This is a genomic window from Microbacterium sp. LMI13-1-1.1 (assembly GCF_040815625.1).
Lineage (GTDB): Bacteria > Actinomycetota > Actinomycetes > Actinomycetales > Microbacteriaceae > Microbacterium > Microbacterium forte.
Genome location: NZ_JBFPNL010000006.1, coordinates 481,022 through 497,340, shown reverse-complemented (window position 1 = coordinate 497,340; position 16,319 = coordinate 481,022). Strand labels below are relative to the sequence as shown.

Here is a 16,319-nt window from a genome sequence, read left to right as displayed (position 1 = left end):
TAGACGCAGACCGGCCACCAGCGGACGGTTTTCGGGTAACTTGTCCGCTTGGCGAGGGGCAGGCGGATTCGCCGCCCCTCGCCCACTCTGTCTGACCTCGACTCTGACCTCCCTCCCCCGGCCAGAGCCGAGGGCAGGGCCGTGTGTCAGCCCTCCGGCGCGTCTCGGGGTATCTCGTGCCACACGTCGACGGCATCGTCGTCGCTCTGTCCGCCTGCACCTGCCCGACCGACGATCGTCACGGCGGTGAGAGGATCCTGAGCCGCCCGGATGATCCACCGCTCCGCATCGGCATCGCGCAGCACTCGCGCGAGCTCGTCGCGGATCGCCGCGCGCCTCTTCTCGTCGACATCTGCCAGGCCGCCCTCATCGAAGACCGTGACCACGGCACCCCGGCGACGCGCGTCCTCGATCGCATCACGTACCGCGTCGTTGAGCAGATCCGCGCCGCGCAGCTCGTCGCGGAGCCGTCCCTCGGCCAGGCGCGCCTGCAGACGTTCCTCGTCGTTCAGCGCGCCGCGAGAGGCGACCGTGCGGCTGAGCACGGGCCCGGCGACCGCGAGCGCGAACTGCGTGCGCAGGCGACGTTCCTTCTGGCGCACCTGCTGGGTCGCGTGCCACGCAGACACCGCCTGCTGGATTCCCGCGAGACGCTCGGTGTCGCGGACGGCTCTGTCCCAGAAGATCACGAGCAGGTGAGCGATCACGACCCACATGAGCGAGCCGACGAGACCGAGCGACAGTGCGACGAAGAAGCCCAGATACGCCGACGAGGTGGCGACGAGGACGGCCACCACCAGCCAGCCGATGACGAAGCGACGCCGCACGATGCACACGACGCCCATCAGACCGAGGGCACCGATGTACCAGGTCGCGAACGGCGCCGTGCGTGTCAGCGGATCGAGAGACAGCGTCACGAGCACCGGGATCAGGATGCTCGAGACCAGGGTCGCCAGCGCCGCCCAGAGAGGCATGCGCACCGAGATCGCCGAGTCCCAGAGGATCGCGACGTTGACGACGACGAGATAGAGGGCGATCGCCGCGACCATCAGCAGCGGTGCGGAGGGCTGCTCGATCCACCAGACGCCTCTGGCGGCGAAGTACATCGCGAAGCCGACAGCGAGTGAGGTCGCGACGCTGCGCACCGTGCGGTTCATGGACGCTCCCAGCCGAGAGTGACAGTGGTGCCGCACTCGCTCGAGTCGATCTCTGCGGTGCCGGCCACTCCGGCCATGCGCGCGAAGATCGATGCTCTGATTCCGAGGCGGTCGGCACCGATCGCCCGAAGATCGAACCCCGGCCCCGTGTCCGAGATCGTCACGGTGATGCCCTCGTCACCTCGGCCCTCCACGAGGATGTGCAGGCCGCGCCCGCCCGCGTGGGTGACGGCGTTGCCGAGCGCCTGCCTGGCAGCGAGCACGAGCGCTCTCGCGGCGCGTCCGGGGATCAGGCCGATCCCGCCTCGTTCCTCGACGATCGCATCCGCCCCGAGCTCCGAGAGCGCTCTGCGGAGCTCGACGACGATCTGTGCCGCACCCACAGGTTCATCGCTCCCCTCCTGAGCGACTGCGGCCTCCGTGTTCGCCAGCCGGGTGAGAGCCTCGCGCGCCATACCCACGGCGAGGTCCTGCGCGCGCTCTCCCTCCGCTCGCTCGGCGGCGATCAGTGCCGCGAGAACGCTGTCATGCATGAGTGCCGACATGGCCGCGCGCTCCTCTTCTGCCGCGGCCGCGGCCGCTGCCCCCGCATACGACGCGACCGCCCGCGCGCGAGCCTCGTCGACGCCGGCGGCGACCGAACGGAACATCCACCCGAGCGCGATGATGACGAAACCGAGAATCAGCGTGAACGACACGTCGAAGGCCGTCGTCACCCAGAAGTCACGCGAGAAGTCGCCCTCGACGAGACGGACGTAGCCGTAGACGAACGGCAGACACAATGCCCAGGCGAACTGGAGCCAGAGCGGGAATGCGAGCATGGCGGCCACGACGCCCACGTTGACGAGGAAGAAGATCCATGGCTGGTCGGCCGCCTCTCCCACCGGGTCGACGAAACTCGGCCACGCACCGAGCGCGACCGTGTAGACGATCGCGAACGCCCCCGACGCCGTCCTGACACCACGGCCGATGACGCACGCGATGAGCATCACGATCAGCGGAATGAAGACCACGAGCAGGATCGTGATGCGCGCAGCATCCGCCCCCGATGTGGTGGTGATGCCCGCGATCAGCGCCTGCGCTCCGAGAACGCCCGATCCGATCGCGACGACAGTGGCGAGGATGCGCTCCATGCGCTTGCCGGTGAAGCGCTCGAACTCGGTCTCCACGCTGCCGGGAGAAGGGATCTTGCTCCAGGCCTCGCGGATGCTGAGCGGATCAGCGGCCACTCGGCGCCCCGTCTGCGGCGACGATCCCATCCTCCATCGCGCGGCGCAGAAGGTCGACCTTCGTCGGTGCCGGTCGGCCGACCTCCACGTACTTGACCCGGATGCGAGTGATGTTCTCCTTCGCGGTCGAGTAGGCCACGCCGAGTCGCTCGGCCACAGCCTTCAGCGGCAGGCCGGCCGCATAGAGCCGCAAGACCTCTCGCTCTCGGGTCGACAGCTGGGCATCGGCGAAGTCGCGATCCCCGTCGACGGCGCTCGCCCACTCGACGTTGTTGAGCGCCTCGCCCTGGGCGACGGTGCGGATGGCGTCCAGCACGTCGTCGAGCGCCGAGGACTTGCTCACGACGCCCGCCGCACCGGCGGCGAGCGCCTCGCGCACGGCCGCCGGTCGATCGGCGACGCTGTGGATCACGACGCTCGCGCCGTCTGCGACGAGCGAGCGGACGTTCTCCGTCACCGTGGTGCCGTCGCCGAGAGTCAGGTCGAGCACCACCACGTCGGCCGGCTGCGATGACGTCGCCGACCTCCACTCGAGATACGACACGACCGTGCTGCCGGAGAAGACGACGGTCTGCGCTCCGTCACGAGCGCACGCCGCCTCGAGACCGAGACGGACGGATTCGTGATCGTCGATGAGTGCGACCCTGCTCATCCGCCCAGCCTACTGAGTAGTCAGCGTCCGCAGATCACCGGTCACCGAGTGAGCAGCGCGACGACCTCGAAGTGGTGCGAGTGCGGGAACAGATCGAACCCTCGCAGAGTCCCCACGTTCCACCCATGCGCACGGAAGGTGCCGAGGTCACGGGCGAGCGCGACGGGGTCGCACGCGACGTAGGCGATGGCTTCGGGGGCGAGCGTGTCGAGAGCGTCGACCACGGCGCGGCCGGCGCCCGCACGCGGCGGATCGAGGACGACGGCTCCTGCGCGCGTACCCGCGGGGACACCGGCGAGATAGCGGTCGACTCTCGCCGTCACGGCATCCACTGCGAGGGGCGCGAGGTTCTGCTGCGCGTGAAGGGTCGCTCGTCGGCTCGACTCGACCGTGACGATGTCGGTGCCGCCGAGATCCGCGAGCGACGCGGCGAAGAGCCCGACTCCCCCGTAGAGATCGAAGTGCTTCTTCTCGGGGTCGACATGGCCGTCGAGGATTCCGTAGACGGCGCCGTCGAGCACCGAGGCGGCACGGGGGTGCACCTGCCAGAATCCACCGGCGTCGACCTGGAACCGACGGTCACCCACCTGCTCGTAGACGACCTCGGGGGCGGGGCGACGATGCTGGCCCCGCGCCGGGCGCTCGTCGAGGCGGTCTCGGCGGATGACCCGCACCTCGCCGTCGCCGGGTTCGACGAGGTCGACGCTTCCTGCGTCGCCGCCGGCGAGGCGCAGCGCCGCCTTCGCGACCGCCGGGCGGGCGAGCGGGTGGGAGCTGACCGGGATCACGCGGTGGCTGCGCGCGGCATAGGGCCCGACCCGGCCCTCGTCGTCGACGTGCAGGGTGACCCTCGTGCGCCACCCGGTGCCGTCGGTGGAGTCGACGGCTTCGATCTCGGGGGCCTCGAGTCCGGGACCGGCGAAGCGATCGAGCGCCTCGGTCAGCACCTGACGCTTCAGCACGCGCTGCTGCGCGAGGTCGATGTGCCCGAGGTCGGCACCACCCGGCCGATCCTCCGGGGCGCGAGAGACGTCGGCCTCCGCCCAGACGTGCGGTCGGCGGTGCGGCGAAGCCTCGAGGACCTCGACCGTCTCCGCGCGCCAGAAGCTCTTCGACTCTCCGGTCGAATCCTCAGTCAGGCGCGCGCGGACCCGCTCACCGGGGATGGCGTCGGAGACGAAGACGACGCGACCTTCGTGTCGGGCGATGAACGTGCCGCCGTGCGCGATGCCGGTGATGTCCAGATCGAGCAGGGCTGGGGAGGAAGTCATCCTTCGAGGATACGGTGGTGAACATGCGCGTCTGCCTCGCCTCCACCTCTCCCGCCCGTCTCATGCTGCTGCGACAGGCCGGCATCGAACCGCTGACCCAGTCGCCCGGCGTGGATGAGGATGCGGTCGCCGCCACTGCCGCTGCCGAACGCGGCGCCGAGCTCGCGCCGGCCGAGCTCGTGCTGCTGCTCGCCCGTGCGAAGGCCGCGGATGTCGCCCAGCGGCTCGCGGAGGACGGGTCGTTCGACGGCATCGTGATCGGCGGGGACTCGATGTTCGAGATCGGCGGTCGTGTCTACGGCAAGCCCTACACGGCGGAGGAGGCGACGAGGCGCTGGCAGGAGATGCGCGGCGCCACCGGGATCCTGCACTCGGGCCACTCGGTCTTCCGGGTCTCCCCCGGCTCCGCTCCGGTCGAGGCCACCGCGACGGCGGAGGCTTCGGTGACCTTCGCCGAGGACATCACGGATGCCGAGATCGCGGCCTACGTCGCCTCCGGCGAGCCTCTGCTCGTCGCCGGCGCATTCACGGTCGACAGCCTGGGCGGAGCCTTCATCACGCGCGTCGACGGAGACCCGTCGACGGTGGTCGGGATGTCGCTCTCGACCGTGCGCCGCCTCGCTGCGGATCTCGACGTGACGTGGACCGACCTCTGGTCGTAGAGTCTCGTCGACGTTTCTCCCTCTTTCTTGTGGAGAGTCGTCAAAGCGAACGCCACCCTTCTCGCTAGGCTGGCAAGCATGCCTGATATCGCCAAGGTGCTCATCGCCAACCGCGGCGAGATCGCCGTCCGCATCATCCGTGCCGCTCGCGACTCGGGGATCGCCTCGGTCGCCGTGTACGCCGACCAGGACCGGGACGCTCTGCACACCCGCCTCGCCGACGAGGCTTACGCCCTCGGCGGTGCCACGAGCGCCGAGACCTACCTGCAGATCGAGAAGATCCTCTCGATCGCCCGCCGTGCCGGCGCAGATGCCGTGCACCCCGGGTACGGCTTCCTCGCCGAGAACGCCGAGTTCGCCCGCGCCATCATCGGTGCAGGCATGACCTGGATCGGCCCCTCCCCCGAGGCCATCGAGGCGCTCGGCGACAAGGTCACCGCCCGTCATGTCGCCGAGAAGGTGGGCGCTCCCCTCGCCCCCGGCACGCCGGGCCCGGTCGCCGGAGCGGACGAGGTCATCGCGTTCGCCCAGGAGTTCGGTCTGCCGATCGCGATCAAGGCCGCGTACGGCGGTGGAGGCCGCGGCCTCAAGGTCGCCCGTGAGCTCGACGAGGTCGCCGAGCTGTTCGAGTCGGCCACCCGTGAGGCCGTCGCGGCGTTCGGTCGTGGAGAGTGCTTCGTCGAGAAGTACCTCGACAAGCCCCGCCACGTCGAGACCCAGTGCCTCGCTGACGCGGAGGGCAACGTCGTCGTGATCTCGACGCGTGACTGCTCGCTGCAGCGGCGCCACCAGAAGCTCGTCGAGGAGGCACCGGCTCCGTTCCTCACGGACGAGCAGAACGACCTGCTCTACTCGGCCTCCAAAGCCATTCTCAAGGAGGTCGGCTACGTCGGCGCAGGAACCTGCGAGTTCCTGATCGGCGCCGACGGCACCGTGTCGTTCCTCGAGGTCAACACCCGCCTGCAGGTCGAGCACCCCGTCTCCGAAGAGGTCACCGGCATCGACCTGGTGCGGGAGCAGTTCCGCATCGCCGCCGGCGGCACCATCGACTACGACGACCCGAAGCCGACCGGCCACTCAATCGAGTTCCGGATCAACGGCGAAGACCCCGGTCGCGGGTTCCTCCCCCAGCCGGGTCCGATCCACGTCTTCAAGACCTTCGGCGGCCCCGGCATCCGGCTCGACTCCGGCGTCACCGCGGGCGACTCGGTCTCGGGAGCATTCGACTCGCTGCTCGCGAAGATCATCGTCACGGGCAAGGACCGCGCCGAGGCTCTGGAGCGGTCGCGCCGGGCGCTCGACGAGTTCGAGGTCGCCGGCCTCCCGACCGTGATCCCGTTCCACCGCAAGGTCGTCCGCGACCCCGCCTTCACCGCGGAGAACGGCGAGTTCGGCATCTTCACACGCTGGATCGAGACCGAGTTCGAGAACGACATCCCGGCGTGGGACGGCGAGCTCGAGTCTCCCGCGTCCGCCGAGAACCGCCACACCGTGGTGGTCGAGGTCGCAGGCAAGCGCCTCGAGGTCAGCCTTCCGGACCGCGTCGCTGTAGCCGCAGGCACCGCCGGACGACCGGCCGCCGTGCCGCCGTCCCGTCGCAGCCACGCCACCTCCGTCAGCGCCGGTGCTTCCGGCGACGCCGTGAAGTCGCCCATGCAGGCCACCGTCGTCAAGATCGCCGTCGAGGAGGGGCAGCAGGTCGTCAAGGGCGACCTCGTCGTCGTGCTCGAGGCGATGAAGATGGAGCAGCCACTGCAGGCCCACAAGGACGGCACGATCGCGAACATCAGCGCGGTCGCCGGTGCGACGGTCTCGGCCGGGCACCAGCTCCTCACGATCAGCTGACCGCACGCATCATGACGAAGGCCCCCGCCTCGAGGCGGGGGCCTTCGTCGTTCCCTCAGTCCGCAGGGGCGGTCGCGCACCACTCGTCGAACAGCCCCTGCCCCGTCGGTGTGCCGAGGGCGGCGCGTGCCGCCGGCGAATCGTGGAACTCACGCAGCGCCGACCAGACGACCTGCGGATGCGTCTTCAGCATCGCCGGGGCCACGGTGACCGTGGCGGGAACACGCATCCCGTCGGACGCGGTCACGCGACCGGGGTCCACGCGGAGTCGGATCAGCGGGAGCTCATCCATTCCTCGACGGGGTTCGGTCGTGTCCGGCTCCACGCGCCGGATCGCGCTCCACGGCACGTACAGGGTCTCGGTGGCACGCATCAGGAGCACCCCGTCATGGCCGATGCCCATCCCCATCGGTCGACGGCCGAAGGAATCGGAGCGGTATTGCGTGATGGCCGCGCGCACCGCCGTGTAGACGAACAGCGCGGCGGTCGCCGCGAGCACCGCCACGCCGAGGAAGGCCTCCGGTCGGCCGGTCAGCCCGATCCCGACCGCCACGATCGTCGCGGCCGTGAGCACGATGGCCCACACGACGCACAGCATCAGCGTGACGACGCCCGGGCGCCGCTCCGGCACGAAGTGCACGCGTGCATCAGGGCTTCCTATCCGCCCTCGCGTCAGCGTCGCCGCGTCGACCAGACGCGCGCTCCCCGCGGCGAAAGGCCTGCGGGCAGCGACGGCGAGGGCCGTGAGACCGAACAGCGCGACGAACGCCCCCGACCACAGCGGCCCGGCGGCGCCGCCGGAGAATCCGACCATGGCGGCCGCGGCGGCGAAGAGGACCACGCCGAGCCAGAGCATGCCGGTGTTGCGTCGGGGGCGACGTTCGCCCCACTTCGCCGGCCATCCCTGCAACCGTGGCGATGCGAACGAATCCGTCACGGCTGCCCCTCCGCGACGAGGAGCGGCGGTTCGACGAGGGCAGTTCGCATGGCCACCATTATCGCAGCGCATTCGAAGTAGGCTGATCGCCGGACCACCACCGAGGAAGGATCGCATGTATCGGATCGACCCCGCGCGACTCACGGCGCACGCCGGCGCACTGACCGACGATTCCGGATCGACGGCCACAGCCACGACCTACGCCTCCGACCACATCACGCTCGAGTACCTCGACACTTCTTTCGTCTATTCGAAGGCTCTGTTCGCGGCCAATGAGACGGTGGAGGCGCTCAACAGCTACTTCGGCGCACTGAACACCGCGCTGACGGCATCCGCGACCGAGCTGCAGGGCACGGCGACCCGATCACTCGAACTCGACGACGCGATCGAAGCCGACCTCGACCGGAACTATCCCGGCGGGGGCGGCAGCGGTGCCACGACATCGGCGGACGATGCGTCGTCCGGTTCGCCCCACAACGCAGTGGACGAGCTGTCCCCTCCGGCCACGGAGACTCCGGAGGATCTGGTCTCCACCATCCTCACGACCGACTGGCTGAGCCCGTCGTCGGTGCTGGCCCAGGTGCTGGACTGGATCTTCGACTGGAACTACCTCGACGTCATCTCCAAGAACTTCAGCGGCGATTGGAACAAGCTGTACGAAGTCTCGGACTCGCTCCGGAAGCTCGGCGCCTACACCGGCACCCAGGGCGACAACGTGGCCTACGAGATGGCCGTGACCGCCGGATCCTGGACTGGGGAAGCGGCGACAGCCGCGAACGCGTTCTTCACCGACCTCGCGGAGCTCCTCCGCGAGGCGGGCACCAAGATCGCCGAGCTCGGACCGGAGTTCGAGATGGTGGCGCGGGGCATGATCAGCACGGCTGCACTGGTGAGCGGCATCTTCTCGAAGATCCTCGACGCCGCACTCGTGGCCGCCGTCTGCATCGCGGCGGGCACAGTGACGATCGAGACGGTCGTCGGTGGAATCCTCGGCTACCTCTGCGGTGGCATCGAGATCGGATACGCCCTGTGGCTCGCCAAGTCCGCCTACGACACCGTGCAGTCCGTGCTGACCTTCTTCGACGCGCTGAACGCCTCGGTGGGAGTGCTGAGCTCGCTGCTCGCGGGCGGCACCGACCTCCCCCTCCCCGTCGGATACGACAATGCGCAGGTGAACTGATGATGGACGACCCCTCGATCTCTCCCGAAGGAGAAGTCCCCGGCCAGCCCCGCGTGCTCGGCACCGCTCAGGCCGGAAGTCCCCTCGACCTCCGCGCCCGCGAACTGCTCGCACGCCTGAGCCGCGATCCGCAGATGGACGAATCGGTGCGCAATCGCGCTCAGGCGGCGCTCGCCGGACGCGCGACGCTCCGCGACGTCGCCCAGACCCCGGCATTCGCCGCACGGATGGAAGAGGCGGGCCGCCTGCTCAAGGCCGCCCTCGCCGATATGGACGACGAGCAGCGAGAAGCCGTGCGAACGGCCTTCCTGTACGGACCGGGCGACCGCTCCGACACGACCGGTTCGGGTGACGACCGTGCGCGGTGAGCGCGCGCTCGCGGTCGTCGGCACGGCACTCGCCGCGATCCTGCTCAGCAGCTGCTCGTCTTCCGCGGAATCCACGCTGACCGTGCAGTTCGAAGAGGGCGAAGGACAGACCGTCTCGGTTTCAGATCTGCAGTGCGTCACCTCAGGCGATCGATTCACCGCATCCAGCGCGCAGGACCGCGTCGGCGAGCTCTCGGCGTTCACCGCGTCCATCACCGGTGCCTCGGACGCGACCACCTGGATCAGCCTCGGAGACGACCGGTGGCTGCTGACGACGGACGCGTTCGAGCATGACGGCGGGGTGACGTTCGACAACGCCGAAGCCCGAATCGGCACGTCCGCCGAGGGGTATCCGGCCGAACTCGAGACGTCGGCGACACTCGACGGCACACTGACCTGCACATCGCAGAAGGACTTCTGAGGGGAGTGAGATGGACAGTCGAATCATCTCGATCGAGCACGACCAGCTGGACGCCGCGTGCACCGAGATCTCGGAGCATGTGAGGCAGATCGACGCCGAGCTCGATCGACTCGAGGCTGCGGCGGACGCGCTGTCCTGGCAGTGGTCAGGAGAGGCACAGGTCGCCTATCGTGTGGCGCAGCGCGAATGGCACCAGTCGATGCGCGAGATGACGGCGATCGCACATGCGCTGTCCGCGATCGCCCATCGGGGCAACATCAGCTTCCGTGCGCAGGATCGCCGCGACGCGGCCGTCTGGGCACGCTGAGGCGAGCCGCCGGACTCGCGCCGGTACCGTCTTCGCAGACGACGGTACCGGCCGTGGTCCGACCGTCTCGACGAGCTACGAGATCTTCGCGTTGACGAGGTGCATCGCCCGGCTCGCGTCGGTGATGCTGCTCGACAGCGACGGGTACGCCGCGAACACACGCGAGACCTGGTCGACCGTCAGACGGCGTTCGACCGCGACGGCGATCGGGTAGATCAGCTCGGATGCCTTCGGTCCGACGATCACGCCGCCGATCACGGTGCCGGAGCCCTTGCGGGCGATGAGCTTCACGAAGCCGTCCTTGATGCCCATCATCTTGGCCCGTGGGTTCGCGGCGAGAGGCAGCTTGTAGACGAGCCCGTCAGCCACGCCGTCCTCGACGTCCTTCTCGGAGTATCCGACCGTCGCGATCTCGGGCGCGGTGAAGATGTTCGACGTGATCTTGATCAGCTCGAGCGGGATCACGATGTCGCCCAGCGCGTGGAAGACGGCCGTGCGGCCCTGCATCGACGCGACGGATGCCAACGGGAAGAAGTTCGTGCAGTCGCCGACGGCGTAGACGTTGGGAACCGAGGTGCGAGCCACGCGGTTGACGCGGACGTGTCCGCTCTCGTCGAGTTCGACTCCCGCATCCTCGAGGCCGATGCCCGCGGTGTTGGGGATCGATCCGACGGCCATGAGGCAGTGGCTGCCGTCGACCGTGCGGCCGTCCGACAGCGTCGCCGTCACGCCGTCCTTCGTGACCTCGACCTTCTCGGCGCGAGCCTTCGAGAGCACCGTCATGCCACCGCGCTTGAAGACCTTCTCGAGCACGCGCGCGGCATCCTGATCCTCGCCCGGAAGCACCTGGTCGCGGCTGGACACCAGGGTGACCTTGGCGCCGAGGTTCATGTAGGCGGAGGCGAACTCGGCACCGGTCACACCGGATCCGACGACGATGAGGTGCTCGGGCAGAGCCTTCATGTCGTACAGCTGCGTCCAGGTGAGGATGCGCTTGCCGTCGGGCTTCGCCGAGTCCAGCTCGCGCGGCGACGCGCCGACGGCGACGATGATCGTGTCGGCCTCGATGCGGTCGAAGTCCGTGCCGCCGTGACCGGTCGAGACGATGATCGCGTTCGGGCCCTCGAGGCGCCCGTGTCCCGAGAGGATGCGCACTCCGGCCTCGAGCAGGGCGGAGCGCATGTCCTCGGACTGCTGCCCGGCGAGGGCGATGAGGCGCTTGTTGACGGCGGCGAGGTTGATGGCGATCTCGGGCTTCAGCGGCTTGCCGTGCTCGCCCTTCGCGTAGAACTGCACACCCAGGTCGGATGCCTCCGAGATCGCGATGGCCGCATCGGCCGTCGCGATCAGGCTCTTCGAGGGCACGACGTCGGTGAGGACCGCCGCACCGCCGACGCCCACGCGCTCGACCAGGGTCACCTCGGCTCCGAGCTGGGCGGCGGCGAGCGCCGCCTCGTAGCCGCCGGGACCGCCGCCGAGCACGGCGACGCGCTGAGTGCGCTCAAAAGGGGTGGAAGACATGATCTCCATTCTTCCGCAATCCTGGCCCCCGAGCCTGCACCTTCCTAGAGTGGATCCATGTCCGAAACACACAGCAACCCCCTCGACGACCCGAACGCGAACCCGTTCGAGGTCGCAGCCGACGCAGCCGCCGACATCGCGCGCCTGACCGGAGTCGAGAAGCACGACATCGCCCTGACCCTCGGCAGCGGCTGGGGCAAGGCCGCCGACATCATCGGCGAGACCACAGCGACCATCCCCGCCACCGAGGTGACCGGATTCTCGAAGCCCGCTCTCGAGGGCCATGTCGGGACCCTCCGCAGCATCCGCACCCCCGACGGCAAGAACGTCCTGGTCATCGGTGCCCGCACCCACTACTACGAGGGCCACGGCGTCCGCCGTGTCGTGCACTCGGTCCGCACCGCCGCGGCAACGGGGGCGAAGATCATGGTCCTCACCAACGGTGCAGGCGGCGTCCGCGAGACGTGGACGCCCGGCCAGCCGGTGCTGATCAGCGACCACATCAACCTCACCGCCGACTCGCCTCTCGAAGGGGCGACCTTCATCGACCTCACCGACCTCTACTCCCCGCGCCTGCGTGACATCGCCCGCAGTGTCGATCCCTCGCTCGACGAGGGCGTCTACACGCAGTTCCGCGGCCCGCACTACGAGACGCCGGCCGAGGTGCAGATGGCGAAGCACATCGGCGGCCACATCGTCGGCATGTCCACCGCCCTCGAAGCGATCGCCGCACGCGAGGCAGGCATGGAGATCCTCGGGTTCTCGCTCATCACGAACCTCGCAGCAGGCATCCAGAAGACGCCTCTCAGCCACGCGGAGGTCATCGAAGCCGGCCGCGAGGCCGAGCCCGTGATCTCGGCGCTGCTGGCCCGAGTGGTCGAGGCGCTGTGAACGACGAGCGCCTGGCGCAGGCGCGCGCCTGGATGAGACAGGACCCGGATCACGAGACCCGCGACGAGCTCGCCGCGGTCATCACCCGCGCGGCCTCCGGCGACGAGGCGGCGGCCGCCGACCTCGACGACCGCTTCGGCGCCAGACTCGCGTTCGGCACGGCAGGGCTCCGCGGGGCGCTCGGCGCCGGCAGCAACCGCATGAACCGCGTGCTCGTCGCACAGGCGGCCGCGGGTTTCGCCGCCTACCTGCGCGAGAAGTCGCACGGCCGCACGCCGACGGTCGTCGTCGGCTATGACGGCCGCCGCAACTCCCGGGTGTTCGCGACCGACTCCGCCGAGCTGTTCGCCGGGGCAGGTCTGCGAGCGATCCTCCTCCCGAGGCTGCTGCCGACACCCGTGCTCGCCTTCGCGGTGCGCCACCTGGGGGCGGACGCCGGCGTCATGGTGACGGCATCGCACAACCCGCCGAACGACAACGGCTACAAGGTCTATCTGGGCGGCGCCGACCAGGGTTCGCAGATCGTCGCACCGGCGGATGCCGAGATCGCCGCGCACATCCAGCGGGTCGCCGACGCGGATGACGTCTCGGCCCTGCCTCGCTCCACCGACTACGAGACGGCGGGTGAGGACGTCGTCGAGGCGTACGTGGCAGCGACAGCCGCGATCTCGCCTGCGCCTGCGGGCGCATCGGACCTCCGCTGGGTCTACACCGCGATGCACGGGGTCGGCTGGGAGACGCTGTCGAAGATCGTGTCGGCCGCCGGATATCCGCAGCCGATGGTCGTCGAGGAGCAGCTGACGCCCGACGCGACGTTCCGCACCGTGTCGTTCCCCAACCCCGAGGAGCCGGGGGCGATGGACCTGTCGTTCGCTCGGGCGCGCCGAGTGCAGGCGGACTTCATCATCGCGAACGATCCGGATGCCGACCGCCTCGCCGTGGCCATCCCCGATGCGTCCTCCGAGAGCGGATGGCGTCGCCTCACCGGCAACGAGGTCGGACTCCTGCTCGGCGCGCGCGCGGCTCGGGCGGCTGCGGGCACTCCCGGGGCCTCGCTGGCCTGCTCGCTCGTCTCCTCCCCCGGCCTCGGCGCCGTCGCCGCGCACCACGGCCTCGACTTCCACGAGACGCTCACGGGCTTCAAATGGATCTCCCGCGCCCCCGGCATCGTGTTCGGGTTCGAGGAGGCCCTCGGGTACCTCGTGAACCCCGAGACCGTGCGCGACAAGGACGGCATCTCGGCCGCCGTCGCGGTTCTCGGTCTCGCGGCCGAGGCTCATGAGCGCGGGAAGTCGCTCGCCGACCTGCTGTCGGAGCTGGGCGACACGTACGGCCACTTCGCCAGCGGACAGGTGTCGGTGCGCGTGCAGGATCTCTCGGTCATCGGCAGTGTGATGCTGTCCCTGCGCACGATTCCGCCGCGGCAGCTCGGTGGCCACGCCATCGCCTCTGCGGAGGATCTGCTGCACGCCGATGAGGGACAGCCGTCGGGAGATGTGCTGCGGTACAGGATCGCAGACGGCTCGCGCATCATCGTGCGTCCGAGCGGCACCGAGCCGAAGCTCAAGGTCTACATCGACGCCACCGCCGACTCTGCGGAGCGGGCGAGTGCGACGGTCGCGGAGCTCGAGGCCGCGGTGCGCGTGCTCCTGGAAGAACGCTCGTAGGCCGCATGCCGAGAAGACATGTCGTGATCAGCGCCCACAACGGGGTGCACGCGCGCCCCGTCGCCGAGCTCGTCAGGCTCGTGCAGGCGCACCCGCACGTCGTGACTCTGCGCACGTCGTCGGGCGCAGTCGTGGACCTCAGCAGCGTTCTCGCGCTGATGGACCTCGCACTCGCGCCCGGCGACGCGGTGGTGCTCGAGACGGCGGAGTCGGCGGATGCCGAATCGGTCCTCGACACCCTGGCCGGCGTGCTGGATCCTCGGGCCTGACGCGGTCGTCAGCCGTCGATGACGGCGACGAGCTCGTCGAGGAATGCCTCGAAGGTCGTGCCTCGGCGGAGGATCCGCTGCACGCTGTCTCGTTCGCTGAACACCTCGACGAGCTGCTCGAACACCGTCTGGAATGCGGCGCGGTCGCTCTCGCTGAAGGCGGCGAGGGCGACCACCTGCACGCGCCCCTCACCCCAGGCCGCCGATCCGTCGGCGACGCCGATCGCGATCGCGGTGCGCGTCGCGGTCATCTGCAGCGCGTGGGGCACCGCGAGGGCATCGGTGAACGCCGTCGATGACATCCGTTCGCGGAGGATCGTGTTGTCGACGTAGTCGTCGCCGATGAGACCGGCATCGACGAGCAATCCACCCAGCCGCCGGATGATCGCCTCCTCGCCCTCATCGGGCAGCGGGTAGACGAAAGCATCGGCGACGAAGTAGCGCGCGAGCTCGGCGCGGAGCCTCGTCAGGCGCCGCGCACGCCTGACGCGCGCTGCGGCCTGCTGGATCCGATCGACATCGGCATCAGTGAGGAACGGCTGGATGCGCACGAAACGATCTCCCGACGCCCCCGGTTCGATCGTGCTGAGCACCAGATCGGTGTCGAACGATGCCCAGTCCGGGTCGACCTTGGTGATGACGCTGGTCACCTCGATCGCCGAGCCCAGGGAGCGGTCGACACTCGAACGCAGCAGCTCGTGGAGCTCGTAATAGCCGGGACACACGATGGTCGCCGTGAGGATCGACTCCGCCTTGCGGCTGCGCTCGAGGCGGCCGCCGACGTGCATGGCGATGTACGCGATCTCGTCGTCGTGGATCGGCGTGCCGAGTCGGTCGTGCAGGCCGCTGGCTATCGAGACGGCCACCTCGAAGATCATCGGATACGAGGTCTTGAGCGAACGGGTCAGCGGATTGCGCGTCAGAGCGCTCTCCTCGGCTCGCCGCATCAGATTCTGCACGTGCAGGGCGAGGCGCAGCACGAACGTCTCGTCGACCAGATCGACCTGGAAGTCCTCCGCCGCTCTCGCGATCTCGGCTCGGACGGCGGCCTCGACCCGCGGGTCGACGCCGCTGCGGGCGACATCACCCGCAGCGTCCTCTCCCGGTGCCACGATGCGGGTGAGCACAAGGGACGCGAGATGGCCGCTGTCGCCGTCTCCGAGCGTGACAGAGAAGTGCTGCTGAGCGAGGCGGGCGATCACGGCGCCGACCCGCGGGATCTCCTCGCGTGCGCCGGCGGGCCCCGACTCGAGCGCATGCCCTGCGGCGACCCTTTCGGCGGCGATGGCGATGTGCAGCAGGACGTCGGAGATCGCGAGCTCGTTGACGTAGTAGCCCTGCTCGCCGAGCTCGCGCACCAGCTCGGATTTGAAGGGTGCGACGGCATCGGCGGCGATGACTCCTCCGGCGAGCGCTCGCCGGAACGTCTCGGGGTGGAACGACGCGGCGTCCATCTCGTCGTGCGCCAGCCGAGACAGCAGGCGCCGCTGTGCCGCCTCGTTGCCGCGCAGGCGCACGATCTCCCGGTCTCTCTCGAGGGTGAGATCGGTGCCGTCGATCAAAGCGCGCACGCGGGCGAGGTCGGCTTCGAGAGTGGCCTCACTCACGTGCAGCGCCTCGGCCGTGGTGAAGACGTCGACGCCGTCCGGCACATCCAGCAGCGTGCGCACGAGACCGTGCAGGCGGTCGCGCGGAGCGGACTCACCGCTCTGACGGGCGCGCAACGCGTTCCGCGCCCCTGACCCGGCGCGGTACCCGGCCGGGCCCGATTCGACGGCATCCGCCGCTCCGGTCCTCGCATTCAGGGCGGCGACGTACGAGCGGATGCTGCGCGGGGTGACGCCGAGCTGATCCGCGAGGTTCGCTGCCGTCACCCACTTCTCCTGTCGGAGCAGAGACGACAGGAGCTGGTCCTGGCGCTGTCGCGACATGATGCTCCCTC

The 16,319-nt window shown here is 69.4% G+C and carries 16 protein-coding genes; 9 read left to right on the top strand and 7 right to left on the bottom strand.

Going from position 1 to position 16,319, the window contains the following annotated elements; translation table 11 throughout:
* Positions 1-146 precede the first annotated feature (146 nt).
* From MRBLMI13_RS15830 to MRBLMI13_RS15815, 4 genes are read right to left on the bottom strand one after another with little or no spacing between them, the layout of a single operon-like run.
* Entirely contained in the window at positions 147-1,157 is a 1,011-nt protein-coding gene (locus MRBLMI13_RS15830) for a hypothetical protein (protein WP_367823276.1), read from the bottom strand.
* Positions 1,154-2,386 carry an ATP-binding protein gene (locus tag MRBLMI13_RS15825; RefSeq protein WP_367823278.1) on the bottom strand — a complete coding sequence of 411 codons (1,233 nt, stop codon included), beginning with the start codon at positions 2,384-2,386 and terminating at the stop codon, positions 1,154-1,156. The genes MRBLMI13_RS15830 and MRBLMI13_RS15825 overlap by 4 nt, the downstream gene beginning before the upstream one ends.
* On the bottom strand, positions 2,376-3,038 hold the full coding sequence (locus MRBLMI13_RS15820; protein WP_042536493.1) for a response regulator transcription factor: 663 nt from the start codon (positions 3,036-3,038) through the stop codon (positions 2,376-2,378). Before MRBLMI13_RS15820 ends, MRBLMI13_RS15825 begins: the two co-directional genes overlap by 11 nt.
* Positions 3,039-3,079: 41 nt before the next feature.
* Positions 3,080-4,309, bottom strand: a complete 1,230-nt coding sequence (locus tag MRBLMI13_RS15815) for a class I SAM-dependent RNA methyltransferase (RefSeq protein WP_311878505.1) — start codon at positions 4,307-4,309, stop codon at positions 3,080-3,082.
* Positions 4,310-4,332: 23 nt separating this feature from the next.
* Between MRBLMI13_RS15815 and MRBLMI13_RS15810 the strand changes: the two genes are divergently transcribed.
* Positions 4,333-4,971: a Maf family protein gene (locus MRBLMI13_RS15810; protein ID WP_367823875.1), complete on the top strand. Its 639-nt coding sequence runs from the start codon at positions 4,333-4,335 to the stop codon at positions 4,969-4,971.
* A 78-nt stretch (positions 4,972-5,049) separates the two neighbouring features.
* Positions 5,050-6,816, top strand: a complete 1,767-nt coding sequence (locus MRBLMI13_RS15805) for an acetyl/propionyl/methylcrotonyl-CoA carboxylase subunit alpha (RefSeq protein ID WP_367823281.1) — start codon at positions 5,050-5,052, stop codon at positions 6,814-6,816.
* Between the two features lie 55 nt (positions 6,817-6,871).
* Here MRBLMI13_RS15805 and MRBLMI13_RS15800 read toward each other — a convergent pair whose 3' ends face one another.
* Entirely contained in the window at positions 6,872-7,753 is an 882-nt protein-coding gene (locus tag MRBLMI13_RS15800) for a hypothetical protein (protein ID WP_367823283.1), read from the bottom strand.
* A 115-nt stretch (positions 7,754-7,868) separates the two neighbouring features.
* On the opposite strand from MRBLMI13_RS15800, the gene MRBLMI13_RS15795 reads away from it, so the two are divergent.
* The 4 genes from MRBLMI13_RS15795 to MRBLMI13_RS15780 are packed head-to-tail and all read left to right on the top strand — an operon-like array spanning position 7,869 to position 10,029.
* The gene (locus MRBLMI13_RS15795; RefSeq protein ID WP_042536489.1) at positions 7,869-8,933 is read left to right on the top strand and encodes a hypothetical protein; all 1,065 of its coding nucleotides are present in this window, start codon (positions 7,869-7,871) and stop codon (positions 8,931-8,933) included.
* On the top strand, positions 8,933-9,301 hold the full coding sequence (locus MRBLMI13_RS15790) for a hypothetical protein (RefSeq protein WP_153302227.1): 369 nt from the start codon (positions 8,933-8,935) through the stop codon (positions 9,299-9,301). The genes MRBLMI13_RS15795 and MRBLMI13_RS15790 overlap by 1 nt, the downstream gene beginning before the upstream one ends.
* Positions 9,282-9,722 (top strand): hypothetical protein, encoded by a 441-nt coding sequence (locus tag MRBLMI13_RS15785; protein WP_367823286.1) that lies wholly within the window; start codon positions 9,282-9,284, stop codon positions 9,720-9,722. The genes MRBLMI13_RS15790 and MRBLMI13_RS15785 overlap by 20 nt, the downstream gene beginning before the upstream one ends.
* Positions 9,723-9,732: 10 nt before the next feature.
* Positions 9,733-10,029: a WXG100 family type VII secretion target gene (locus tag MRBLMI13_RS15780; RefSeq protein ID WP_367823288.1), complete on the top strand. Its 297-nt coding sequence runs from the start codon at positions 9,733-9,735 to the stop codon at positions 10,027-10,029.
* A gap of 75 nt (positions 10,030-10,104) precedes the next feature.
* On the opposite strand, the gene MRBLMI13_RS15775 is transcribed toward MRBLMI13_RS15780, so the two are convergent.
* Positions 10,105-11,559: an NAD(P)H-quinone dehydrogenase gene (locus MRBLMI13_RS15775; protein WP_194285947.1), complete on the bottom strand. Its 1,455-nt coding sequence runs from the start codon at positions 11,557-11,559 to the stop codon at positions 10,105-10,107.
* A gap of 48 nt (positions 11,560-11,607) precedes the next feature.
* Between MRBLMI13_RS15775 and MRBLMI13_RS15770 the strand changes: the two genes are divergently transcribed.
* The 3 genes from MRBLMI13_RS15770 to MRBLMI13_RS15760 are packed head-to-tail and all read left to right on the top strand — an operon-like array spanning position 11,608 to position 14,377.
* Positions 11,608-12,441, top strand: coding sequence for a purine-nucleoside phosphorylase (locus MRBLMI13_RS15770; RefSeq protein WP_042536486.1), 834 nt, complete (start codon positions 11,608-11,610; stop codon positions 12,439-12,441).
* A complete protein-coding gene (locus MRBLMI13_RS15765; protein WP_367823290.1) occupies positions 12,438-14,108 on the top strand; it encodes a phospho-sugar mutase in 1,671 nt (556 codons plus the stop codon). Before MRBLMI13_RS15770 ends, MRBLMI13_RS15765 begins: the two co-directional genes overlap by 4 nt.
* 5 nt (positions 14,109-14,113) lie before the next feature.
* Positions 14,114-14,377 carry an HPr family phosphocarrier protein gene (locus MRBLMI13_RS15760; protein WP_042536484.1) on the top strand — a complete coding sequence of 88 codons (264 nt, stop codon included), beginning with the start codon at positions 14,114-14,116 and terminating at the stop codon, positions 14,375-14,377.
* An 8-nt stretch (positions 14,378-14,385) separates the two neighbouring features.
* On the opposite strand, the gene MRBLMI13_RS15755 is transcribed toward MRBLMI13_RS15760, so the two are convergent.
* Complete coding sequence (locus MRBLMI13_RS15755; protein ID WP_309689997.1) at positions 14,386-16,308, bottom strand: BglG family transcription antiterminator; 1,923 nt, start codon at positions 16,306-16,308, stop codon at positions 14,386-14,388.
* Positions 16,309-16,319 lie beyond the last annotated feature (11 nt).